Below are 20,996 nucleotides of genomic sequence, written 5' to 3' on the forward strand. Positions count from 1 at the left end.
GACCACGTTAGCGACCGAGGACCTGCTGCAGGTACGCGTTGCCGAACATTCGCGCGGAATCGTACTTGTCGCGTGCGGAGACGAACCTGTCGAAGTCGGGGTAGGTGGTGCGCAGGTCGTCGGCCGTGCGGCCGTGCATCTTTCCCCAATGCGGACGGCCGTCCACCGCGCGGGCAATGGCTTCGACCGCCGCGAAGTAGGGCTCGTGGTCGCGGCGGTAGTACTGATGGACCGCGATGTATGCGGTGTTCCGGCCGTTCGCCGTCGACAACCACACGTCGTCCGCGGCGGCAAACCGCACCTCCACGGGGAACGCCACCGTGAAACCGGAATTCTCGACCCACGAATCGATGGCGGCGAGGGCATCGGGGAGTGCCTCGACGGGTACCGCGTACTCCATCTCGCGGAACTTCACCCGCCGCTGCGAGGCGAAGACGCGATAACTCCGATCCGTGTACTCGCGTGTGCCCAGAACGCGACAGGAGAGCTGGTTGATCTTCGGGATCGCCGACGGCGCAAGGGTAGCCACCCGATTGATGCCCTCGAAGACGAAATTCGCGAGCACCTCGTCGTCGACGTAGGCGCGGAGCGGGTGAAGGGGCGAGATCGGAGTGTCACCGGGCAGCCGGGTATTGCGCTTGGTGAGCACCCGCCGAGTGTGGGGAAACCAGTAGAACTCGAAATGGTCCACCCCGGTGCGGTCGTGGTCGAGCCGATCGAGCGTCGAGTCCAATGACCCGGGCGCCTCCACAGCGTGTATCACGAAGTGCGCGACGCACTGCAACGTGACCTTGGAGATGATTCCCACAGCGCCGAGGCCCAGACGCGCAGCCTCGAACAAGTCGGGATTCTCGGCCGGCGAACATTCGACGATCGAACCGTCGGCCAGCACCACCTGCAATGCGCGGACCTGAGTGGCGAGGCCACCGAAACGCCCTCCGGTGCCGTGGGTGCCGGTCGAGAGGGCGCCCGCCACCGATTGCACATCGATGTCGCCGAGATTGATCATGGCCAATCCGCGGTGCCACAGTTGTTCGTTCAGCTCGTACAACCGGGTGCCCGCGAATACGGTGACGAGAGCGCCTGCACGGTCGTCGAGCGTCACGGATTCGATTCCGGACAGATTGTCGAGGCTGACGAGAATCCCGTCCGTGACTGCGACCCCGGTGAACGAATGCGCAGCTCCCACCGCCTTCACGCGAAGCCCTCGCTCCGCGGCCTCGGATACCAGGGCGCTCAGCTCGTCGACGGAACGGGGCGTCGCATAACGGTACGGGCTTGCCGTTTCGGTGCCCGCCCAGTTGTGCCACGTGTCCTGTCCCATGGGCTCATCATGAACCTGGACGCTCGTCCAGGCAAATGACGGCTCCTGCGCAACCCCGTGTTGTCCCGTGCCGGTACGGCCTCAGGTCCTACGATCGGAGAATGCTGAACAGGCTCCCCGCGGACGAACGTCGCGCTCAACTCGTCGAATCGGCCCTCTCCATCGCGGAGCAACGCGGCGTCGCTTCGGTCACGGTTCGAGCCGTAGCCGAGGAGGCCGGCGTGTCGCTCGGGGTGGTGCATTACTGCTTCGAGAGCAAGGAAGAGTTGCTCGCCGCAATGGGGGAGAGCCTGATATTGCAGCTCAGCGAATCGATGAGGCTGGCTTTCGGGCAGGTGCGGCACGCGTCGGACCTGCGGGGGGCCGCGGGATTGCGTGAACTTCTCCACATCGGGATCAGCGGGATGTGGCCGATTATCGAGGCCACCCCGGACCAGCAGCTACTCACCTACGAAATCACCGCCCAGGCGCTCCGGCATCGCGCCTCCGGTAGTGAACGGGCGGGCGACATCGCCGGGCGGCAATACCGCACCATGGACCATGAGGCCATCGAGTTCCTCGCGGAGTGTGCGCGGATTGCCGACGTCGGCTGGAGCACGCCCGTCGAGTCCATCGCGCGTTTCGGCCTGGCCATGCTGGACGGGTTGGTGCTGCGGTGGCTCGTCGACCGCGACAGCGAGGCCATGATCGCGGCGCTCGACGACCTGGTGCACATCATCGCGTCGAAGGCCGTCGAGCACTCCTGATCCTGGGGACTCGTCCGACCGAGACAATCTGGACAATCGTCCAACACGGTGGTTCACTGACGGTTCGAGTCAGCCTCCCGCGGCAACGATTGGACGAACCGTGACCCCCACGCTCGACCGCCTCATCGCCTCCACGGCGGAGGTCGATCCACCGCTGGCCGCGGTCGACCTACCGACACTGCGCGCCAACGCGCGGGATCTCGTGCGACGAGCCGGGGGTACACCGGTCCGCGTCGCCAGCAAGTCGGTACGCTGCCGCGCGGTCCTCGAGGTCGCGCTCGGCCGAAGTCTTACGGCCGACAACGGGTTTCGCGGCATCATGACGTACTCGCTGCGCGAAGCCATGTGGCTCGCCCGCTCCGGCGCCCAGGACATTCTCATGGGATATCCCACCGCGGACCGCGGCGCGCTCGCCGAACTGGCGTCCGACCCCGTCCTTCTCGACCGAATCACGCTGATGGTCGACAGCGACGAGCACCTCGACCTCATCGCCGCCGCAGCAGGCACCGAATCCGTCCCCGCCAGGCTGTGCATCGACGTGGACGCGTCGCTGCGCCTCGGGCCCGTGCATGTGGGAGTACGCCGTTCACCGCTGCACCTACCGTCGCAGGTCGCCGGTCTCGCCACGCGCGCCGAGAAGCGCGGATTCGCCGTCGTCGGGGTGATGTTCTACGAGGCCCAGATCGCCGGGTTACCCGACTCGAGCCTGCCGGTGAGATGGGTCAAACGCGCGTCGGCGAAGGAACTCGCCACCCGTCGCAGCGCCGTCGTGGATGCGGTGCAGACGGCTGTGGGGACCCTCTCCATCGTGAACAGCGGAGGCACCGGCTCCCTGGAGGTGAGCTCGGCAGACCCGGTGGTCACCGAGGTGACCGCCGGATCGGGTCTGTACGTTCCCACCTTGTTCGACCGGTACCGGTCCTTCCGTCCGCATCCCGCCCTGTACTTCGCACTGCCTGCGGTCCGCCGACCTGCGCCCGCAATCGCAACCTTGCTCGGCGGCGGCTACATCGCTTCCGGACCTGCAGGCTCCGCCCGCGTGCCCAGGCCCGTGTGGCCCACCGGCCTGGCTCTGCTGCGCAACGAAGGTGCCGGGGAGGTACAGACACCCGTGACCGGGAGGGCGGCACGGTCACTCGCGGTCGGCGACCGCGTGTGGTTTCGGCACGCGAAGGCGGGTGAGCTGTGCGAACGATTCACCGAGCTGCATCTTGTCGAGTCGGACGGCTCCCGCACCGTGGTACCTACCTATCGCGGCGAAGGTCAGTGCTTCGGTTGATCCGTGCACAGGCGCATGAAGGCGCCGAGTTCGGTCAACCCTTCCGGTGTGCTCGGCATGTACCGCGTCAGGGATTCCGATCGGACGATGACGGCAGCCCACTTGCCGCGGGAGACGGCCACATTCATCCGGTTACGGGACAGCAGGAACGACATACCGCGGGGCACATCCTCGATCGCGGACGCCGTCATCGACACGATAGCGACGGCCGCCTCGCGTCCCTGGAACTTGTCGACCGTTCCCACCTCTACCTTGTCGAGTCCGACCGCCGCGAGATCCCGCTCGATGAGCGCCACCTGGGCGTTGTACGGCGCCACCACCAGAATGTCGGATTCGCCCAGTGGGCGCGTGCCGTCGAACTCGCTGGGGTCGGTCCACCCGGCCCCGAGCAGCTTGGTGATCCGATTGACCACTTCCCGCGATTCCTCGGGTGATTGGGTGGCATTGCCCTGATGATCGACGACGACCGTGTGCACTCCCGGTTCCATGCCATCCAGTCTTCTCGCGGTGCTTGCCTTTTCCTGAGACCGAAGCTTCCCGTCATACGACAGCACCGACACCGGTGCGCACAGCTGCGGGTGCATCCGCCAGGTGCGTTCGAGGAAGTAGCCCCGGCTCGGGGGCAGCGCACCGTGCCCCTCGGCGAGCCAGCCCAGCGCGGACGTGTCCACGGGTTCGGGATGAGTGCCTTGACTGACCTGCGGAAGCTGCTGCGGGTCACCGAGTAGCAGGAGGTTACGGGCAGCGCCGCCGACCGCGATGGTGTTGGCCAGCGCGAACTGTCCGGCCTCGTCGATCACCAGAAGATCGAGACTTTCGGGTGGCACCCGATCGGTATTCGCGAAATCCCAGGCCGTACCCCCGATCACGCATCCGGTGGTCTCCGCCTCGGCGATGAATCCGGGATAGTCGTTGGAGCCGATCTCCGTCCACGTCGCAGCGCGGTGCCGTCCGTCCTTTTTCGCCACCAACTCCGCGGGCACGCCGGCTTTGACGATACCGCCGAGCATGTTCTCGATGACCGAATGTGATTGCGCCACAACTCCCACCCGCCAGTGGTGTTGCTCGACGAGAGTCTTGATCACGCGGGCGCCGGTGTAGGTCTTGCCGGTGCCGGGCGGCCCCTGAACGGCGACGTAGGAATTGTCGAGGTCGAGGAGGGCGGCGGTGATGGCCGCCGCGTAGTCGGTGCCCTGAACCGATGGAAGCGCTCGTCCGCTCCGGGTCCGAGGGTCGAAGCGCCGCAGGATGTCTGCCGACGCGCACAGGGGAAGGTCGGGCAGGACTTCGCACATTGTGTCGGCTGCGGACGCGATAGCGGATTCGATGCGGTCCGTCGTGATCGGCGGACCGGGGGTGACGGCCACCGGCAGCTCGGCATACTCCTCGCCGCCGAGAAGCTCCTCGACCGTCACGACGTCGCGGCGACGCTCGTCCTTGGCGACCTCGAGCACGCTGACGGTGGACGTCCCCCTCTGCTGAGGGTTGTCACCCGCGACCGCCTCGGGTGCGGGAGTGTCGTACAGCGCGTACATCGTGGTCTTGGGGCCGACGGTGCTGCCCGTTCCGAAGCGTCCGGTGAGTGTCAGGCGCCGACGAAGCTTGCGTTGCCGCGGTGTGCTCTTGTGCCAGGTCTCCTCGACGGCGGCCGTGGCGACCACCAGAACGTCCCGAATGTCCGACAGCTCGTCGGCAGGGACGACGAGACGGTCGAAGTGCGCCCACCAGAAGGGCTTCCGCTCCCGGCGGTGATATCCGACCGCGGCCGCCATGAGGGCGGCCGCCTGCTGATCGTGCCCGCGGGTGTCGCCGGTTCCGGAGCCGGCGAACTGTCGTAGAGCCGATTCCGTGGGCGTCGACTCGTCCGCGGCGGGAGAGGATGCCGCGCCCGGCGGCCGGAGAGCGACACCATACTTCTCGGCCTGGGACAGCAACCAGTTCCGCAATCTCAGTGTGGAATCGCAGTCGTACTCGTTGTAGTCGGCGATGCCTTGCAGCAGGTCGCGGGCCTCGTCGAGGCGGCCGTTGTCACGGTGATCGCAATAATCGGCGTAGGCGACCACGGACGCCGCGGCATTGGTGACGTCTCCGTCGCGCGGCTGCTCGGGCATGTACAGCGGTTCGAGTTTCTTGATGCTGTAGGAACGTTCGCCGATGCGCAGGGCTGAGCGGACCACGGGATACAGGTCGACGAGAACGTTGTCGCGCAACAGATTGTCGACGCACTCCTCACCGACTCCGTGGCGCCCCGCCAGCCGTAGCAGCGCCGACTTCTCGTACGCGGCGTAATGGTAGATGTGCATGTCGGGGTAGCGGGCGCGGCGGTCCATGACGTAGTCGAGGAAGTCGACGAGGGCCTGACGCTCCTCGGCGCGACTGTGTGCCCAGAAGGGCCGGAACACCGGGGCGGCGGACTTCTCGCCCGCCGTCGGCCCCTCGACGACACCGAAAAGGTACTCGAGACCCCAGTCGGACGAGCCGTCCTCGGCCCACAGCGGGTCTCCCTCGAAGTCGAAGAAAATGTCCCCGTCGTCCGGTGCGGGCAACCCGCCGAGTGCGCCGGGCGAGTACACCTCGAATTCGGGTGTTCCCGATGCCTCCTGCCGTAGCTGCAGCGCGGCCTGGGCGCGGAGCGAGTCGAGACTGCGCTCGGCGAGACCGTCGACGTTACCCGTGTGCGCTGCAAGCGCATCGATGGTGTCGATACCGCCCGCGATCAGCCGACTCCGCTGCGTCGAACGCATCCCGGCCACGAGCAGGAGGTCGCGGTGCCCCTCTACCTCCGGCCCGCAGGTGTCGCACCGGCCGCACGCCGTGTACCGGGGATCACCCCACTCGGTGAGCGACTGCTCGTCGCGGTGTTCGTCGAGTACCCGTTCGAGGGCGGACCGGCGGGCGGAATACACCGGCGCGATGTCACCGAGGGAGTGCGACGAGTCGCTGTCGTCGCCCAGCAGCAGGTGCACCTCCGGGGAGGTGGGAATGCCGTTGCGCTGCAAGGCTTCCGCGTACGCGGCGAGTTGCAGGAGGGCTGACACCTTGGCGTGTCGGGAGAGCTTCGTGTCGTAGACGGCGTACGTGTCACCGTCGCGGACGAGAAAGTCGCAGAAACCCAGGAAGCGGCCGTCGAAGAACGTTCCCTGGTACACGACGTCGGCACCGGCCCGGATCGCCTCGACGGTAGCGGAATTGGCCTCGAACAAGCCGAGCGCGGTGTAGTCGGGGCGATCGATCGTGACCACTCCGTCACCGAAGACAGCGCGGAACTGCTCGAGCCTGCGGTGTTCGTGTGCGTCACCGAGGCTGGAGGTGCGCCGCAGCATGGGGTCGTCGGAAGGGGAACAGGCCGCGCCGGCCGCCGCGAACCCGAGGGTGGCGTCCAGTCGACGCAGCAAGGCGAACTCGCACGTGGCAGCCGCGGCGAGATCACTCGCGCTGTAGACGATCGTGTCGTCGAGGAGGAACACAGCTATGTCCCCAGTTCTGCCGGTGAGTTCACGCGCCCGATTGTGCCATCGGGGTGTGACAGCCCCAGAATGGCAGCCATGCCTTTCTTCGACGGCCACTCCGGGCGAGTGCACTACCGGCATTGGCCGGCCGACAATCCGGTCGCCCAGCTCGTGTTCTTTCACGGGATGGGTCAGCACACGGGTCACTACCATCGCTTCGCGCGCGCCCTGACGTCGGCAGGTATCGGCGTGTGGGGCATCGACCAGGCAGGACACGGCCTGTCCGAAGGCGACCAGCCGGGATCCGTCGCGGAACTGGCCGAGGACGGCGCGCTCCTCACCGCCCTCGCCGAAGAAAGCGCACCGCACGTCCCGACGGCGTTGATGGGACATTCGCTCGGTGCCGCCGTCTCGATGGAACTCCTCGCGCGTGGCAACGCGGGCTTCCGGTGCGCGATTCTGTGCGGAACACCGAAGTCCGCCGCCGCGGCGCAGACGGCGGACATGTTGGGCCTTCTCGAGATGCCGCTGCTCGTCGTGCACGGCGTGGACGACCGCATCGCACCCATCGACCCGATCCGGACATGGGCGACGGGAATCGCCGGCCTCGAGTTTCGGGAGTTCGACGACGCCGGCCACGACCTACTGCACGAGAAGGTTCACCCCGCTGTCACCGCGGTGGTACGCGACTTCATCCTGGACGCCGCTGTGCGCCCGTGAGTGGCCGAGGAGTCGATGCACTCCTCGGCCACTCACGGGCGGAGCCGCTTACGCGTAGATGGCCTCGATGGCCGCGCCGTGTTCCTTGTGGATGACGTTGCGCTTGAGCTTCAGCGTGGGGGTGAGTTCGCCGGTTTCCTGCGAGAAATCGACCTCGAGGATCCGGTACTTCTTGATCCGTTCCGGGTTGGACACCTTCTTGTTGCCCTCGGCCACGGCCTCGTCGATCTCCGCGACCAGGTCCGGGTTCTTGACCAGTTCGGACACCGGTGTGTCGGCGGCCAGCCCGTGACGTTCTTTCCAGCCGGGGAGGGTCTCGGCGTCGAGGGTGATGAGCGCCCCGATGAACGGCTTACCGTCGCCGACCACGAGGCACTGGCTGATCAGCGGATGTGCGCGCAGGGCGTCCTCGAGGACCGCCGGCGCCACGTTCTTGCCGCCCGCGGTGACGATGATTTCCTTCTTGCGGCCGGTGATCGAGATGAATCCCTCTTCGTCGATCGACCCGAGGTCACCTGTGTGGAACCAGCCGTCGCGGATCGAGTCGGCGGTGGCCTGGTCGTTGTGCCAGTACCCACTGAAGACGACGGGTCCCTTGAGGAGCAGCTCACCGTCCTCCCCGATCTTCGCGGCATGGCCGTCGATCGGCTTGCCGACCGTGCCGATCTTCTGCGCGGACGTGGTGTTCACGGAGATGGCGGCGCTGGTCTCGGTGAGACCGTAACCCTCGTACACGGGAATGCCGACGCCACGGAAGAAGTGGCCGAGCCGGGCACCGAGAGCCGCACCACCGGAGACGGCACGGTCGCATTCGCCACCGAGCGCGGTGCGCAGCTTCGAGTACACCAGCTTGTCGAACAGCGCGTGCTTGAGCTTGAGCCCGAGGCCGGCGCCACCCTTGTCCTGAGCCTCGCTGTACGCGATGGCGGTGGCGGATGCCTTCTCGAAGATGCTGCCCTTGCCGCCGTCGTACGCCTTCTGCTTCGCGGAGTTGTAGACCTTCTCGAACACGCGGGGAACCGACAGGATGAAGTGCGGCTTGAACGCGGCGAACTGGTCGAGCAGCGTCGTCAGATCCGCGGTGTGTGCAACGGTGACCTTCGCATCGAAGGCGCCGAACGAGATGGCGCGGGCGAAGACGTGCGCGAGCGGCAGGAACATCAGGGTGCGGCGGCCCGCGTACATCGCATCGGAGAGCGCCAGCTTCACGGCAGCGGACTCGGCGTAGAAGTTGGCGTGCGTCAACTGCACGCCCTTGGGCCGGCCTGTGGTGCCGGAGGTGTAGATGAGGGTGGCGGGCGACGATGCGCGCACCTGGTGACGACGTTCGTGCAACTGCTCGTCCGTGACGCTCTGCCCACGCTTCGTCAGTTCCTCGATAGCCCCGGATGATTCCCCCGTCGCTTCGCTCGACCCGCCTTCGATCTGCAGCACCTCCCGCAGATCCGTCGCCTCGTCGGTGACGACCCGCAAGGCCTGCGCGTGCTTGGCGTTCTCGACCACGAGCAGCGATGTGCCGGAATCCTCGAGGATCCACTTGGCCTGATCGGGCGCGGACGTCTCGTAGATGGCGACGGTGCAACCGCCGGCCGTCCAGATCGCGTAGTCGATGACAACCCACTCGTACCGGGTCGCGGACAGGATCGCGACACGATCACCGAGTTCGATGCCGGACGCGATCAGACCCTTCGCGACTGCCGAGACCTGCTTCGCGAACTCGGCGGCGGTGACGTCCGTCCAGCCGCCGTCACTCGGACGCTTGAACGGTACGAACGTCGGATCCTCCTCGGCATGACGGAAGACCGAGTCGGCCATAGAGGCGTCCTCCGGAATTGAGAACGACTGCGGTACCGAAAACTCTCGCACTATGACCCCTCCACTGAAACAACATGACGGATGTGCATTCGATCACAATTGTCCGGGTTTCGCACTAGCGCCGATGTCCGTTTTGGGTAAGTTGCTTCTGACCTGCGAGAATATGTGTAACCAGACGTAAACTGGTAACTACGCGACGTCGTCGAGGCGGCGGGAATTGGCCGCAAGCCACCGCCGGATCGCGTAGTCGAGCTGCTCGGGGTCGACCCCGAGCTCGCTCGCGGTGGCCTCGAGGATTTCGTCCGCGGCACCGGCATCGGTCGCCTCCGAGATGCCGAGGGCGCCGTTGACGAAGACCTCCGCCACCCGGTTGGGTCGGACCCCGGGGATTCCCGCGAGCATCAGGAAGTGCGCCCACGTGACGTCGCTGTGCTCACCGCACACGTCGACCCAGGCCTGGTGGATCTGCTCCAGCGCCGCCTCGTCCCGAGCGGCCTCGAGGAGGTCGTCGATGCTGTTGACGCGGAGCTGGTGTAGTCGCTCGGCTGCCTGCTGGATGTGGCGTGCCTCGATCGGCACACCCGTCGCGGTGTAGCGGCGCTTGTACGAGCCGACCTTGCCTGCCCACTGATCCGAACTGCCTGCCTCCTCGAACGTGCGGAGCAGGTCGCGGGCACCGTCGGTGAGCGGCCGTCCGGCATCCGCCCGGCGGTACGCCAGATACCGGTCGACGACGGCGACCTCGCTGTGCCCCGCGCTCGACTGCACGGACTCGATGATGCACAGGGCGAGGCTGTGCCGATAGACATCCGAGGTGACCCAGCCGGACGGATCACCCAGCCGGTCGCGACAAGCGGCCACCACGGTTTCGACGGTATCGGCAGAGACGCTCACGAGATCCTCCAAAGGCAGTCTGTTCTGTGCTCTGTCCGGTGTATCGACCGTCACTCCAGGAACGTTGCACTCTCGCTGAGATCTACTCGAGAACGACTGTCATATGGTGGCGAGCAGGTCTGTGACCTCGCTGTCTGCAAGTTGATGGAAGTCGTCGTAGGCGTTGCCTACGCCACCGAGGTCGAGGGGGGTGTACGGGCAGACCACCTCGTCGGCTGTGACGCGCAGACGGGAGACGGCCTCGGGAGCGGCCACCGGAACCGCGACGACGATGCGCGACGCCCCCGACTTCTTGACGAACTGGCAGGCCACTGCCGCCGTCGCACCGGTGGCCATGCCGTCGTCGACGATGACGGCGGTGCGTCCTCGTATCGGCACGCGGTTCCTGCCGCCGCGCAACACCTGCGCTCGACGCTCGAGTTCCCGGCGCTCCTTGGCCTCGACCATGGCGAGGGCTGTCTTGCTGACCCGCGCGATCCGAAGGACGTCGTCGTTGACGACGCGGGCGTCTCCTTCACCGATCGCGCCCATCGCGAGTTCGGGCTGCCAGGGGACACCTAGTTTGCGTACGAGAACCACATCGAGGGGGGCGGCGAGCGCCGCGGCGACCTCGAAGGCGACAGGGACGCCGCCGCGGGGCAGGCCCAGGACCACCAGGTCGTTTCCGCGTAGATGCTCGAGTGAGGCGGCCAGCCGACGACCGGCGTCCGCCCGACTGGTGTACTGCATCGAACGCTCCGAATCGGGAAGAACGGTTCGTCTTCGAAACTACTCCACTTCCGGGCGCGGAAATACAGCTCAGATCTCTGTGACGGTGAACCTGCGCAACGCGAGCGCGGGGTTCTTCTCACGCACCTCGGTGATGCGTTCTGCGGTGACGGTGGCGATGGCGGTGCCCACCCGTTCGCCGAGCGCAGCGACGGTCACACCCATGGGGTCGACGATCATGCTGGCTCCGGCCCCCGTGCGCGCGCTCTGGTCGGCCGCGGCCACGTAGATGGTGTTCTCGATCGCGCGTGCCCGCACGAGCGTGGACCAGTGGTCCTCCTTGAGCGGTCCCGGCACCCACTGCGCAGGGAGGAGCAGGACGTCGGTGCCTGCGTCGACGATGCGGCGGGTGACCTCCGGGAACCGAAGGTCGTAGCAAGTCTGCATCCCGAAGGTGAGACCGTCGACGGCGAACGTCTCGGGGGTTCCGATCTCGCCCGCGCGGATCACCTCCGATTCCTTGTATCCGAAGGCGTCGTAGAGGTGCAGCTTGCGGTACGTGGCAACGATGTCGCCCGTCGGGCCGACGGCCACCAATGTGTTGGAGATGTGGTCGTCGCCGGGCAGCAACTCGTTGACTCCGGCCACCAGATGTATCTGCAGCTGGGCGGCGGTCTCGGCCAGCGCTGTCACGAACGTGCCGTCCAGTCCCTCCGCCGACTCCACGAGTCGGTGGTCCGTGCGCGGAGCGGTGAACATCGCGTACTCGGGGGCCACGACCACCTGCGCGCCGCGATCCGACGCCTCGGTGGCCAGCCTGCGAAGGGTGCTCGCGTTCTCCTGCTTGTCCTGACCGGGGGCGAACTGAATGACGGCGACATCGACCATGCCGTCCACGCTAGGCGACGACCCGGCACAGGTGTCTCCCGTGCCGGTGGCCGCGTATTTACCCGGCATGGCGCTGCGGCGCCGAGTCGTGCACTAAACTGCTGGTCAATGAGTGATATCGAACGTGAACCCGAACCGCCCACTTTTGCCGACCTCGACATCGATGATCGGGTCTTGAAGGCACTGTCCGATGTGGGCTACGAGTCGCCCTCGCCGATCCAGGCAGCCACCATCCCGCCTCTGCTCGCAGGTAACGACGTCGTCGGACTGGCCCAGACCGGTACCGGCAAAACTGCCGCGTTCGCGGTTCCGATCCTCTCCCGGATCGACCTCACCCAGAAGTCGCCGCAGGCCCTGGTGCTCGCACCGACGCGTGAGCTGGCTCTGCAGGTCGCGGAGGCGTTCGGTAAGTACGCCACCCATATTCCGGGTCTCCATGTGCTGCCGATCTACGGCGGCCAGAGCTACGGCGTCCAGTTGTCCGGGCTGCGCCGCGGCGCCCACGTCGTCGTCGGCACGCCCGGCCGGGTCATCGACCACCTGGAAAAGGGCACGCTCGACCTGTCCAAGCTGTCGTACCTCGTCCTCGACGAGGCCGACGAGATGCTGAAGATGGGCTTCCAGGAAGACGTCGAACGCATCCTGTCCGATACGCCGGAACAGAAACAGGTGGCGTTGTTCTCGGCCACCATGCCGGGCGCGATCCGCAAGATTTCCAAGCAGTACCTGCACGATCCCATCGAGATCACGGTGAAGTCGAAGACGTCGACCGCGTCCAACATCTCGCAGCGGTACGTGCAGGTGGCGCATCAGCGCAAGCTCGACGCCCTCACCCGTGTCCTCGAGGTGGAGTCGTTCGAGGCCATGATCATCTTCGTGCGCACCAAGCAGGCCACGGAGGATCTTGCCGAACGCCTGCGCGCCCGCGGGTTCTCCGCTGCCGCGATCAACGGCGACATCGTGCAGGCGCAGCGTGAACGAACCATCGGCCAGCTGAAGAGTGGTGCTCTCGACATCCTCGTCGCCACCGACGTCGCTGCGCGCGGTCTCGACGTCGACCGCATCTCCCACGTGGTCAACTACGACATCCCGCACGATACGGAGTCCTACGTGCACCGCATCGGCCGTACCGGTCGAGCAGGACGCGCGGGCGAGGCTCTGCTGTTCGTCGCGCCCCGGGAACGGCACCTCCTCAAAGCGATCGAGAAGGCGACACGCCAGCCGCTGGCAGAGATGCAGCTTCCGAGCGTCGACGACGTCAACGCGCAGCGCGTCGCGAAGTTCGGCGACTCCATCACCGAGAGCCTCACCTCCGACAACCTTGCGTTGTTCCGCAAGATGATCGAGGACTACGAGCAGGAGCACGACGTGCCGCTCGCCGACATCGCAGCAGCGCTCGCGGTGCAGTCGCGCGACGGTGACGCATTCCTGATGTCACCCGAACCGCCGCCTCCGCCGCGTCGCGAGCGTGAACCGCGGGAACCCCGGGAACGTCCGGCCCGTCGATTCGACGACGGCCCGCCCACCCGGTCGCGGGGCCCGGAGGGTCAGGAACTCGCCACCTATCGCATCGCGGTGGGGAAGCGGCATCGCGTGGTGCCCGGCGCCATCGTGGGTGCCATCGCCAACGAGGGCGGGCTGCGGCGCAGCGATTTCGGGCACATCAGCATCCGTCCCGATCACAGCCTGGTGGAACTACCCGCAGACCTGTCCCGCGAGACGCTCGAGGCCCTGCGGCGCACCCGCATCTCCGGTGTGCTGATCCAGCTTCAGCCCGACTCCGGCCCACCGTCGGGAAGGCCCGGCCGGGGAGACCGCGACAGTAGAAGAAAGCCGCGCGAGTAGTACCCGCGCGGCTCGCCGAGAAGAGGCCCTGCCGAGCCCCCGGTCATTACGCCGGGGGAGCGGGAGCCGGCTGACCGGCCGCGTCGGCCGGTAGAGGACCCTCGGTGGGAACGAGGAACGTCCCCACGGTGGGCAGTACATAACAGGTGGCGCCGGTGTAGCCGACGGTGCCGAAGATCGACGCAACGACGGTGCCCGGTCCGGTGGCCACTACCTTCGACAGCGACGGGTAGCCGCCCTCGGTGACGCCGTCGAGCGGCAGGATGCCGCTGGCGCCGGTATTGGTGTTGATCCACGCGACGGTGAGCCCGGACGACTGGACGACGCCGGGGTAGGCGGAGAGCGCCTGGAAGCTGATCGCCGCGGCGGCGGGGTCGGTGGTTCCCGAGGCCAGGGTGAGCGTGACCGGGGCGACGGTGCCGCAGCCCACTGTCGGTGCCGTATACAGGAACGGCGTGTGCGTCCCGGCCACGTCCCGAAGCGCCGTTGAGGAGGCCAGGGCCTCGACCGCGACCTGCTCACCGGGCCTGTCCGCCTGGGCGCGCAATTCCGCGAGTCCGGGAACACTCGGTGCCGAGGGCTGAGCCGACGCCGTTCCTGACAGACCGAAAGTCGCCACAATGCCGACCGCTGCTGCGGCGACCACGCGCCGCGTTCCGCTCACACCGTCCACCTGAACTCCTCGTCGTCGCTCTTCGGGCGGCTCTGCAGCGCCGTCCGAGCGGTGAATCTACCCGAGCACTGCGCGCCCGTCAGGGCCAGGCGGTGCCGCCGGCCAGGGTATCGGCCCGTGCGCCATCGATGGACTGTCGGATGATGTCGGCATGCCCGGCATGGCGGGCCATCTCCTCGAGCTGGTGGACCAGCATGAAGCGGACAGTGAAAACAACACCCGGCGTCATCCATTTCGCCACGTCGGCGGGGAGGTGAACGTCCCTGCCGAGATCGGGTTCCGCGGTGATCGCGGCCTCCGTGGCTCGCCCGGCTCGATCGAGCCGGGCGAGGAGTACGTCGACGGTTTCGTCCTCGGCGACATTCCAGGCCGCCATCCATGCGGCAACCGGGTCGGACCCCTCGGCGCGCGGTGTTCCCAGAACGCGGGCCGTCATCGATTCCACCCCGTCGATCACGTGTTTGAGGAGGGAGGACAGACTCATCTCACTCGCGCTGGGCACGCTGCGCGCCTGCTCCTCGGTCAGACCCGACATGGCGTTGCGAAACGCGGTGCGCTGATGCTCGAGTAGGAGCAGCAGCAGGCTGCGTTCGTCGGAAATGTCGTTGTGCGTCGTCTCGTTCATGAACACAGTCTCGCGCTGATAGAGGACACCTTCTGTCCGCGTTTACCGTCGAAGTCAGGAAAGTTGCCGGCCTCCTTCGGGGACGCTCCGCGGTCCGCGTTCCGAGCGCTTCAGGCTGACCCGCCCTACGATCGAGGAAGTGTCCGAGGAACCTCGCGGTTCCTGTGATCGAGTCGCATACCGAGGTGCTAATGCCCCTGGAAGAACCGTCGCCCTCCGTCAACGCCGAGCCGGAACACGACCTGGAGGGCCATATCGTCGAGGCGCGGTCCGAAGATTTCTCCCATGCCCGGGAACTGACGGTCGACCACGAGTGGTTCAAGACCGCAGTGTTCTACGAGGTTCTGGTCCGCGCCTTCTACGACTCTTCCGGAGACGGCACCGGCGACCTCGAGGGGTTGACCGCCAAGCTCGACTATCTGTCCTGGCTCGGTGTCGACTGCCTGTGGTTGCCGCCCTTCTACGACTCCCCATTGCGTGACGGCGGCTACGACATCCGTGACTTCCGTGCTGTACTACCGGAATTCGGTACAGTCGAGGACTTCGTTCACCTTTTCGACGAGGCGCACCGGCGCGGGATCCGGGTGATCACCGATCTCGTCATGAATCACACGTCCGACACGCACGCCTGGTTCCAGGAGTCACGCAGCGACCCCGACGGCCCGTACGGCGACTTCTATGTGTGGGCCGACACCGACGAAGGATATCCGGACGCGCGAATCATTTTCGTCGACACCGAGACATCCAACTGGACGTGGGATCCGGTGCGCAAGCAGTACTACTGGCATCGCTTCTTCTCCCACCAGCCGGACCTGAACTATGACAATCCCGAAGTTCAGGACGCCATGATCGACGTGCTCCGGTTCTGGCTGGACCTCGGTATCGACGGATTCCGGTTGGATGCCGTCCCGTACTTGTTCGAGCGTGAAGGCACCAACTGCGAGAACCTGCCCGAGACGCACGCATTCCTGAAGAAGTGCCGGGCCGTGATGGACGCCGAGTACCCGGGCCGCGCGCTGCTTGCCGAGGCGAATCAGTGGCCCTCCGATGTGGTCGAGTACTTCGGCGAACCGGACGTCGGCGACGAGTGCCACATGGCATTTCACTTCCCGCTGATGCCGCGGATCTTCATGGCCGTGCGGCGACAGAACCGCTTCCCGATTTCGGAGATTCTCGCGCAGACACCACCGATTCCCAGTTCGTGCCAGTGGGGAATCTTCTTGCGAAATCATGACGAGTTGACGCTCGAGATGGTGTCCGACGAGGAGCGCGACTACATGTATGCCGAATACGCACAGGACCCGAGGATGAAGGCGAACATCGGTATTCGCCGTCGTCTCGCGCCGCTGCTCGAGAACGATCGCAACCAGCTCGAGCTTTTCACTGCACTGCTGCTGAGCCTGCCCGGCTCTCCCGTCCTGTACTACGGCGACGAGATCGGTATGGGCGACAACATCTGGCTGGGTGATCGGGATTCCGTCCGTACCCCCATGCAGTGGACGCCCGACCGCAACGCCGGGTTCTCCCGGGCGGATCCGGCCCGAATGTATCTGCCGGTCATCATGGATCCCACGTACGGATATCAGTCGGTGAACGTCGAAGCGCAGATGAACTCGACCAATAGCCTGCTCCACTGGACGCGGCGAATGATCCAGGTGCGGAAACAGCATCCGGCGTTCGGTACCGCCTCGTTCACCGAACTGGGCAGCGCCAACCCGGCCGTGCTGTCCTATGTGCGGGAAACACCGCCCAGCTCGGAAGGCGCACCCGCGGATGTCATTCTGTGTGTCAACAACCTGTCGAGGTATCCGCAGGCGGTGATCCTCGACTTGTCGCAATACGCCGGTCGCATCCCGGTGGAACTCACCGGATCGGTTCCGTTCCCGCCGATCACGGACGACGGATACATGGTCACATTGCCGGGGCACGGCTTCTTCTGGTTTGCCCTGCAACCGGATCCACGGGACGGCGGAGTGACAGACGGTCACCCGGTGAGCAGCGAGGCAGAACAGGCGGTACAGCCGTGAATCAACCGACGACAATCCCCGACCACATTCTCGAGCCTCAGCTCGCTCGATGGCTACCCGAGCGCCGCTGGTTCGCTGCCAAGGGGAACACCATTTCCGGTGTCCGGATTCTGCTGCGCCAACCTCTCGCCGGTGTGCCGGGGTTCGCGGTCGATCACCTCCTGGTCTCGGTGGACTTCGAGACCGGGCCACCGCAGGTCTATCAGGTGCCGCTCGGTTTCCGCAGTCACCTTCCCGAAGACCTGGTGCCCTGGGCGCTACCTGCGCCCGACGGAGATGTCGGTTCGGAATGGTTCGCCTACGACGGCCTGCACGACGCCGAAGTGATCGATCTCTACGCGGAACGGCTCGCGTCGCCGCAGGCCTCGGGGCCGATCCGGCTGCGGACCGCTCCCGGAAGCGTCATCGAACCCGGCCTGAAGGGGCGGACCCTCGGCGCTGAACAATCGAATACGTCCGTGGTGCTCGGCGACAAGTTGCTGATGAAGATCTTCCGCCTCGTGACCCCGGGGACGAACCCGGACGTGGAGATGCACCGGGTACTCGGCGAGGCAGGCAGCGAGTACGTGGCCACCTTGCGCGCGTGGATCGAATCCGACGTGGAAGGCATCGAAACGACCCTGGCGATGGTCCAGGACTTCGCCGCCAATTCCGCGGACGGGTGGACCATGGCACTCGGGAGCGTGCGCGACCTTCTGATGGAGGCGGACCTCCGCGCAGACGAGGTCGGGACGGACTTCGCGGGGGAGTCGTATCGCATGGGGGCTGCGGTCGCCGAGGTGCACGCCACCCTCGCGCGGGCGCTCGGCACCGAGGACAAGGCAGTCACGTCCACGACGGTGGCGGCAATGCTGCGCCGTCTGGAGGCGGCTACCGAGGTCGTTCCCGAGTTGGCGGAAGTGGCACCCGCCATTCGGGAACGGTATGCGGACGCCGAGTCGCTGGGGAGCATCACGGTGCAGCGGATCCACGGCGACCTCCACCTCGGCCAGGTGCTCCGAACCCCCGAACGGTGGTTGCTCATCGACTTCGAGGGAGAACCCGCCAAGACGCTGACCGAGCGGCGGGAACCGGACAGCCGACTGCGCGACGTCGCGGGCATGCTGCGTTCCTTCGATTACGCCGCACATCACCTGCTCGCCGACTCCGTGACGGAAGCAGCAGCGTCGCAGCGCGAGTTCCGCGCTCGTGAGTGGGCCCACCGCAACGGAACGGCCTTCTGCGAGGGATATACGTCGGTCGCCGGTGACGACCCTCGGTCTTCATCAGTCCTGCTTCGCGCCTACGAACTGGACAAGGCCGTGTACGAAGTGGTGTACGAGGCCCGGAACCGCCCGCGGTGGATGTCGTTGCCCCTCGGCGCGATCCGCCGGCTTACGTCGTAGCCGAGATGACCTCCGTCAGGGTGGGCGACGACTGGGTACCCGTGTCGAACTGGGTGCGGTACAGCTCCTGGTAGCGGCCACCCAGGGCGAGGAGTTCGCTGTGGGTGCCGCGTTCGACGACGCGTCCGGCCTCGATCACGAGAATCAGGTCGGCGGCGCGGACGGTGGAGAGCCGGTGTGCGATCACCACGGCGGTTCGTCCGGCCAGTGCCTCGCCCAATGCCTCCTGCACCGCGGCCTCCGACGTCGAATCGAGATGTGCGGTGGCCTCGTCGAGTATGACGACGCGCGGATGGGCGAGCAGCAGTCGGGCGATGGTCAGTCGTTGACGCTCACCGCCGGAGAGCCGATAGCCACGTTCCCCGACCACCGTGTCGAGGCCGTCGGGCAGTGCTGCGACCAGTTCGGTGAGCCTGGCCCGTTCCAGCACCTCGTCCAGTTCGGCGGCGGAGGCGCCCGGGCGGGCGAGCAGGAGGTTGGCGCGGACGGTGTCATGGAAGAGGTGCCCGTCCTGCGTCACCATGCCGACGGTAGCGCGGACGGAATCGGCGGTGAGATCCCGGACATCGACGCCGCCGAGTTCGACCACGCCGGCATCCACGTCGTAGAGCCGTGGGACGAGCTGGGCAATGGTGGACTTCCCCGCTCCCGAAGATCCCACCAAGGCGACCATCTGGCCGGGTTCGGCGCGGAACGACACTCCGTGGAGTACCTCGACGCCCTCCCTGGTGTCGAGGGTCGCGACCTCCTCGAGGGACGCCAGCGACACCTTGTCGGCGGCCGGATAGGCGAACTCCACATTCCGGAATTCCACCGACACGGGGCCGTCGGGCACTACCGTGGCGCCGGGTTTCTCTTGGATCAGCGGCTGCAGATCCAGAACCTCGAAGACGCGCTCGAAGCTGACGAGCGCGCTCATCACGTCGACGCGGGCACTGGCGAGCGCGGTGAGCGGTGAGTACAACCGGGTGAGGAGCATCGCCATGGCGACGACGGCGCCGGCGTCGAGCTGACCGCGCAATGCGTAGAACCCGCCGAGACCGTAGACGAGGGCCAGCGCCAACGCCGACACCAGGGTGAGCGCGGTGACGAACACCGACTGCAACATCGCCGTCCGGACCCCGATGTTGCGGACCCGCCGGGCCCGGACCGCGAATTCGGCGGACTCTTCCGACGGGCGGCCGAACAGCTTCACGAGGGTGGCTCCCGGTGCCGAGAAGCGTTCGGTCATCTGGGTGCTCATGACCGAGTTGTAGTTGGCGGCCTCCCGGTTGAGCTGCGCGAGCCGGGCACCCATCCGGCGGGCGGGCAGCACGAAGATGGGTAGCAGCAGCAGTGCGAGGAGGGTGATCTGCCAGGAGATTCCGATCATGACGATGAGGGTGATACCGAGCGTCACGAGGTTGGCGGCGACACCGGAGAGCGTGTCACTGAACGCGCGCTGCGCTCCGATCACGTCGTTGTTGAGGCGGCTCACGAGGGCACCTGTGCGGGTGCGGGTGAAGAACGCGATGGGCATGCGCTGCACGTGGTCGAACACCGCGGTTCGCAGATCGAGGATCAGGTTCTCGCCGATGCTCGCCGACAACCATCGCGTCCACAGTCCCAGAGCGGCCTCGAGGACGGCGATGACCGCGATGAGCCCGGCCAGACGGACCACTGCGGACACGGCGTCGCCGTCGATGATCGCCTCCACCACTCGGCCGGCGAGCACCGGTGTGGCCACGGCCAGCGCCGCGGTGATCACGCTGAGCAGGAGGTACCACGCCAGGCTCCGTCGGTGCGGCGCGGCGAAGCGGGCGATCCGCCGCAAGGTGGTGCGCGAGAACGGTCGACGATCCTCCTGGGCGTGCATCGCGTTGTACATCGCGTTCCACGCTGTGACTTCCATGCTCATGCCGGCGGCCTCCTGTCGCTACCCACACGGTAGAGCGTGGGTATGACACGACGGTAGAACCTGAACCGAACTCGAGGTCAAGCGCTGGTATGCCAGCGGGCCTCCTACCTCGCGATGTCGACGACCACCCTCGTCGGTCCCGACAAACTCGACACCGTGAACGGCCTGTCGGGGCGCGTCACGCCGATGAACGATTGGGTGACACCTTCGAAGACGAGGGCACCGTTGACCTCGGTCACTACCCCGCCGGGCTCCCCGGGCAATGGGTTCGGACCGGCATACCCTTCCACGCCGCTGTCGAAGGGATATGCGGAGCCGTCGATCAGCACTTGGAGAATTCCGTTGCCCGACATCGGGATCGACCTGCCGCTGCCGTCCTGAACGGCCTCGTCGACGTACTCGACCCGCCAGCCCGGCGTGCCCGTTCCGCCGAGTTCGTAGACCACTCGATCGAAGCCCTCGTGCCGACCGATCCGGATGTCGGTCACCGTCAGTTTCGCCGGACCGGACGCCTCGGAAGACTTCGGCGACGCGTCGGTCGGGACCGTCGATGCGTCGGGTTCGAGTGCGGTGCTCGTCGTCGCCGCGGCGGCGGGTGACGTCGCCGCGACACTGCTGGCGGAGTTCGACTCCGAACATCCGGTGAGTGTCAGGGCCAGCGCGCAGGCGGCGAAGACGGCGACGGGGCCGATCCGGTGGTTGTTCATGTTTCGATCGTAAG

The 20,996-nt window shown here is 66.5% G+C and carries 16 protein-coding genes; 6 read left to right on the top strand and 10 right to left on the bottom strand.

Translation table 11 applies throughout. The features are described 5' to 3' along the window. Positions 1-7: 7 nt before the first annotated feature. On the bottom strand, positions 8-1,324 hold the full coding sequence (locus tag R4P95_RS27460; protein WP_317746997.1) for a D-arabinono-1,4-lactone oxidase: 1,317 nt from the start codon (positions 1,322-1,324) through the stop codon (positions 8-10). A gap of 101 nt (positions 1,325-1,425) precedes the next feature. Here R4P95_RS27460 and R4P95_RS27465 point away from each other — a divergent pair, with 101 nt between their 5' ends. Beyond that, a complete protein-coding gene (locus R4P95_RS27465) occupies positions 1,426-2,070 on the top strand; it encodes a TetR/AcrR family transcriptional regulator (RefSeq protein ID WP_213577092.1) in 645 nt (214 codons plus the stop codon). A 100-nt stretch (positions 2,071-2,170) separates the two neighbouring features. Further along, positions 2,171-3,349, top strand: coding sequence for an amino acid deaminase/aldolase (locus R4P95_RS27470; protein ID WP_317746996.1), 1,179 nt, complete (start codon positions 2,171-2,173; stop codon positions 3,347-3,349). On the opposite strand, the gene R4P95_RS27475 is transcribed toward R4P95_RS27470, so the two are convergent. Continuing rightward, positions 3,334-6,816, bottom strand: a complete 3,483-nt coding sequence (locus R4P95_RS27475; RefSeq protein ID WP_317746995.1) for a TM0106 family RecB-like putative nuclease — start codon at positions 6,814-6,816, stop codon at positions 3,334-3,336. The genes R4P95_RS27470 and R4P95_RS27475 overlap by 16 nt on opposite strands. 78 nt (positions 6,817-6,894) lie before the next feature. Between R4P95_RS27475 and R4P95_RS27480 the strand changes: the two genes are divergently transcribed. After that, the gene (locus R4P95_RS27480) at positions 6,895-7,518 is read left to right on the top strand and encodes an alpha/beta hydrolase (RefSeq protein WP_317746994.1); all 624 of its coding nucleotides are present in this window, start codon (positions 6,895-6,897) and stop codon (positions 7,516-7,518) included. 48 nt (positions 7,519-7,566) lie between these two features. On the opposite strand, the gene R4P95_RS27485 is transcribed toward R4P95_RS27480, so the two are convergent. The 4 genes from R4P95_RS27485 to R4P95_RS27500 form a co-directional block, all read right to left on the bottom strand. Continuing rightward, a complete protein-coding gene (locus R4P95_RS27485) occupies positions 7,567-9,384 on the bottom strand; it encodes a long-chain fatty acid--CoA ligase (RefSeq protein WP_317746993.1) in 1,818 nt (605 codons plus the stop codon). A 138-nt stretch (positions 9,385-9,522) separates the two neighbouring features. Next, a complete protein-coding gene (locus R4P95_RS27490; protein WP_317746992.1) occupies positions 9,523-10,227 on the bottom strand; it encodes a heme peroxidase in 705 nt (234 codons plus the stop codon). 99 nt (positions 10,228-10,326) lie between these two features. Then, complete coding sequence (locus R4P95_RS27495) at positions 10,327-10,956, bottom strand: phosphoribosyltransferase (protein ID WP_208961142.1); 630 nt, start codon at positions 10,954-10,956, stop codon at positions 10,327-10,329. Between the two features lie 69 nt (positions 10,957-11,025). Beyond that, on the bottom strand, positions 11,026-11,823 hold the full coding sequence (locus R4P95_RS27500) for a carbon-nitrogen hydrolase family protein (protein ID WP_317746991.1): 798 nt from the start codon (positions 11,821-11,823) through the stop codon (positions 11,026-11,028). A gap of 108 nt (positions 11,824-11,931) precedes the next feature. Between R4P95_RS27500 and R4P95_RS27505 the strand changes: the two genes are divergently transcribed. Next, positions 11,932-13,668 (top strand): DEAD/DEAH box helicase, encoded by a 1,737-nt coding sequence (locus R4P95_RS27505; RefSeq protein ID WP_317746990.1) that lies wholly within the window; start codon positions 11,932-11,934, stop codon positions 13,666-13,668. Positions 13,669-13,714: 46 nt separating this feature from the next. Here the strand turns inward: R4P95_RS27505 and R4P95_RS27510 are convergent, their stop codons facing one another. Beyond that, positions 13,715-14,341: a hypothetical protein gene (locus R4P95_RS27510; protein WP_397517755.1), complete on the bottom strand. Its 627-nt coding sequence runs from the start codon at positions 14,339-14,341 to the stop codon at positions 13,715-13,717. A 79-nt stretch (positions 14,342-14,420) separates the two neighbouring features. Then, on the bottom strand, positions 14,421-14,966 hold the full coding sequence (locus R4P95_RS27515; protein WP_317746988.1) for a DUF664 domain-containing protein: 546 nt from the start codon (positions 14,964-14,966) through the stop codon (positions 14,421-14,423). 191 nt (positions 14,967-15,157) lie between these two features. Between R4P95_RS27515 and treS the strand changes: the two genes are divergently transcribed. Both treS and R4P95_RS27525 read left to right on the top strand, forming a co-directional pair. Continuing rightward, positions 15,158-16,993 (top strand): maltose alpha-D-glucosyltransferase, encoded by a 1,836-nt coding sequence (gene treS / locus R4P95_RS27520; protein WP_317746987.1) that lies wholly within the window; start codon positions 15,158-15,160, stop codon positions 16,991-16,993. Continuing rightward, positions 16,990-18,378, top strand: a complete 1,389-nt coding sequence (locus R4P95_RS27525; RefSeq protein WP_317746986.1) for a maltokinase N-terminal cap-like domain-containing protein — start codon at positions 16,990-16,992, stop codon at positions 18,376-18,378. Before treS ends, R4P95_RS27525 begins: the two co-directional genes overlap by 4 nt. On the opposite strand, the gene R4P95_RS27530 is transcribed toward R4P95_RS27525, so the two are convergent. Further along, a complete protein-coding gene (locus tag R4P95_RS27530) occupies positions 18,368-20,275 on the bottom strand; it encodes an ABC transporter ATP-binding protein (RefSeq protein ID WP_317746985.1) in 1,908 nt (635 codons plus the stop codon). The two genes, R4P95_RS27525 and R4P95_RS27530, sit on opposite strands and share 11 nt — an antisense overlap. A 104-nt stretch (positions 20,276-20,379) precedes the next feature. Further along, a complete protein-coding gene (locus tag R4P95_RS27535; protein WP_208961146.1) occupies positions 20,380-20,982 on the bottom strand; it encodes a hypothetical protein in 603 nt (200 codons plus the stop codon). Positions 20,983-20,996: the final 14 nt, after the last annotated feature.

The organism is Rhodococcus sp. IEGM 27, assembly GCF_033142305.1.
Lineage (GTDB): Bacteria > Actinomycetota > Actinomycetes > Mycobacteriales > Mycobacteriaceae > Rhodococcus_F > Rhodococcus_F oxybenzonivorans.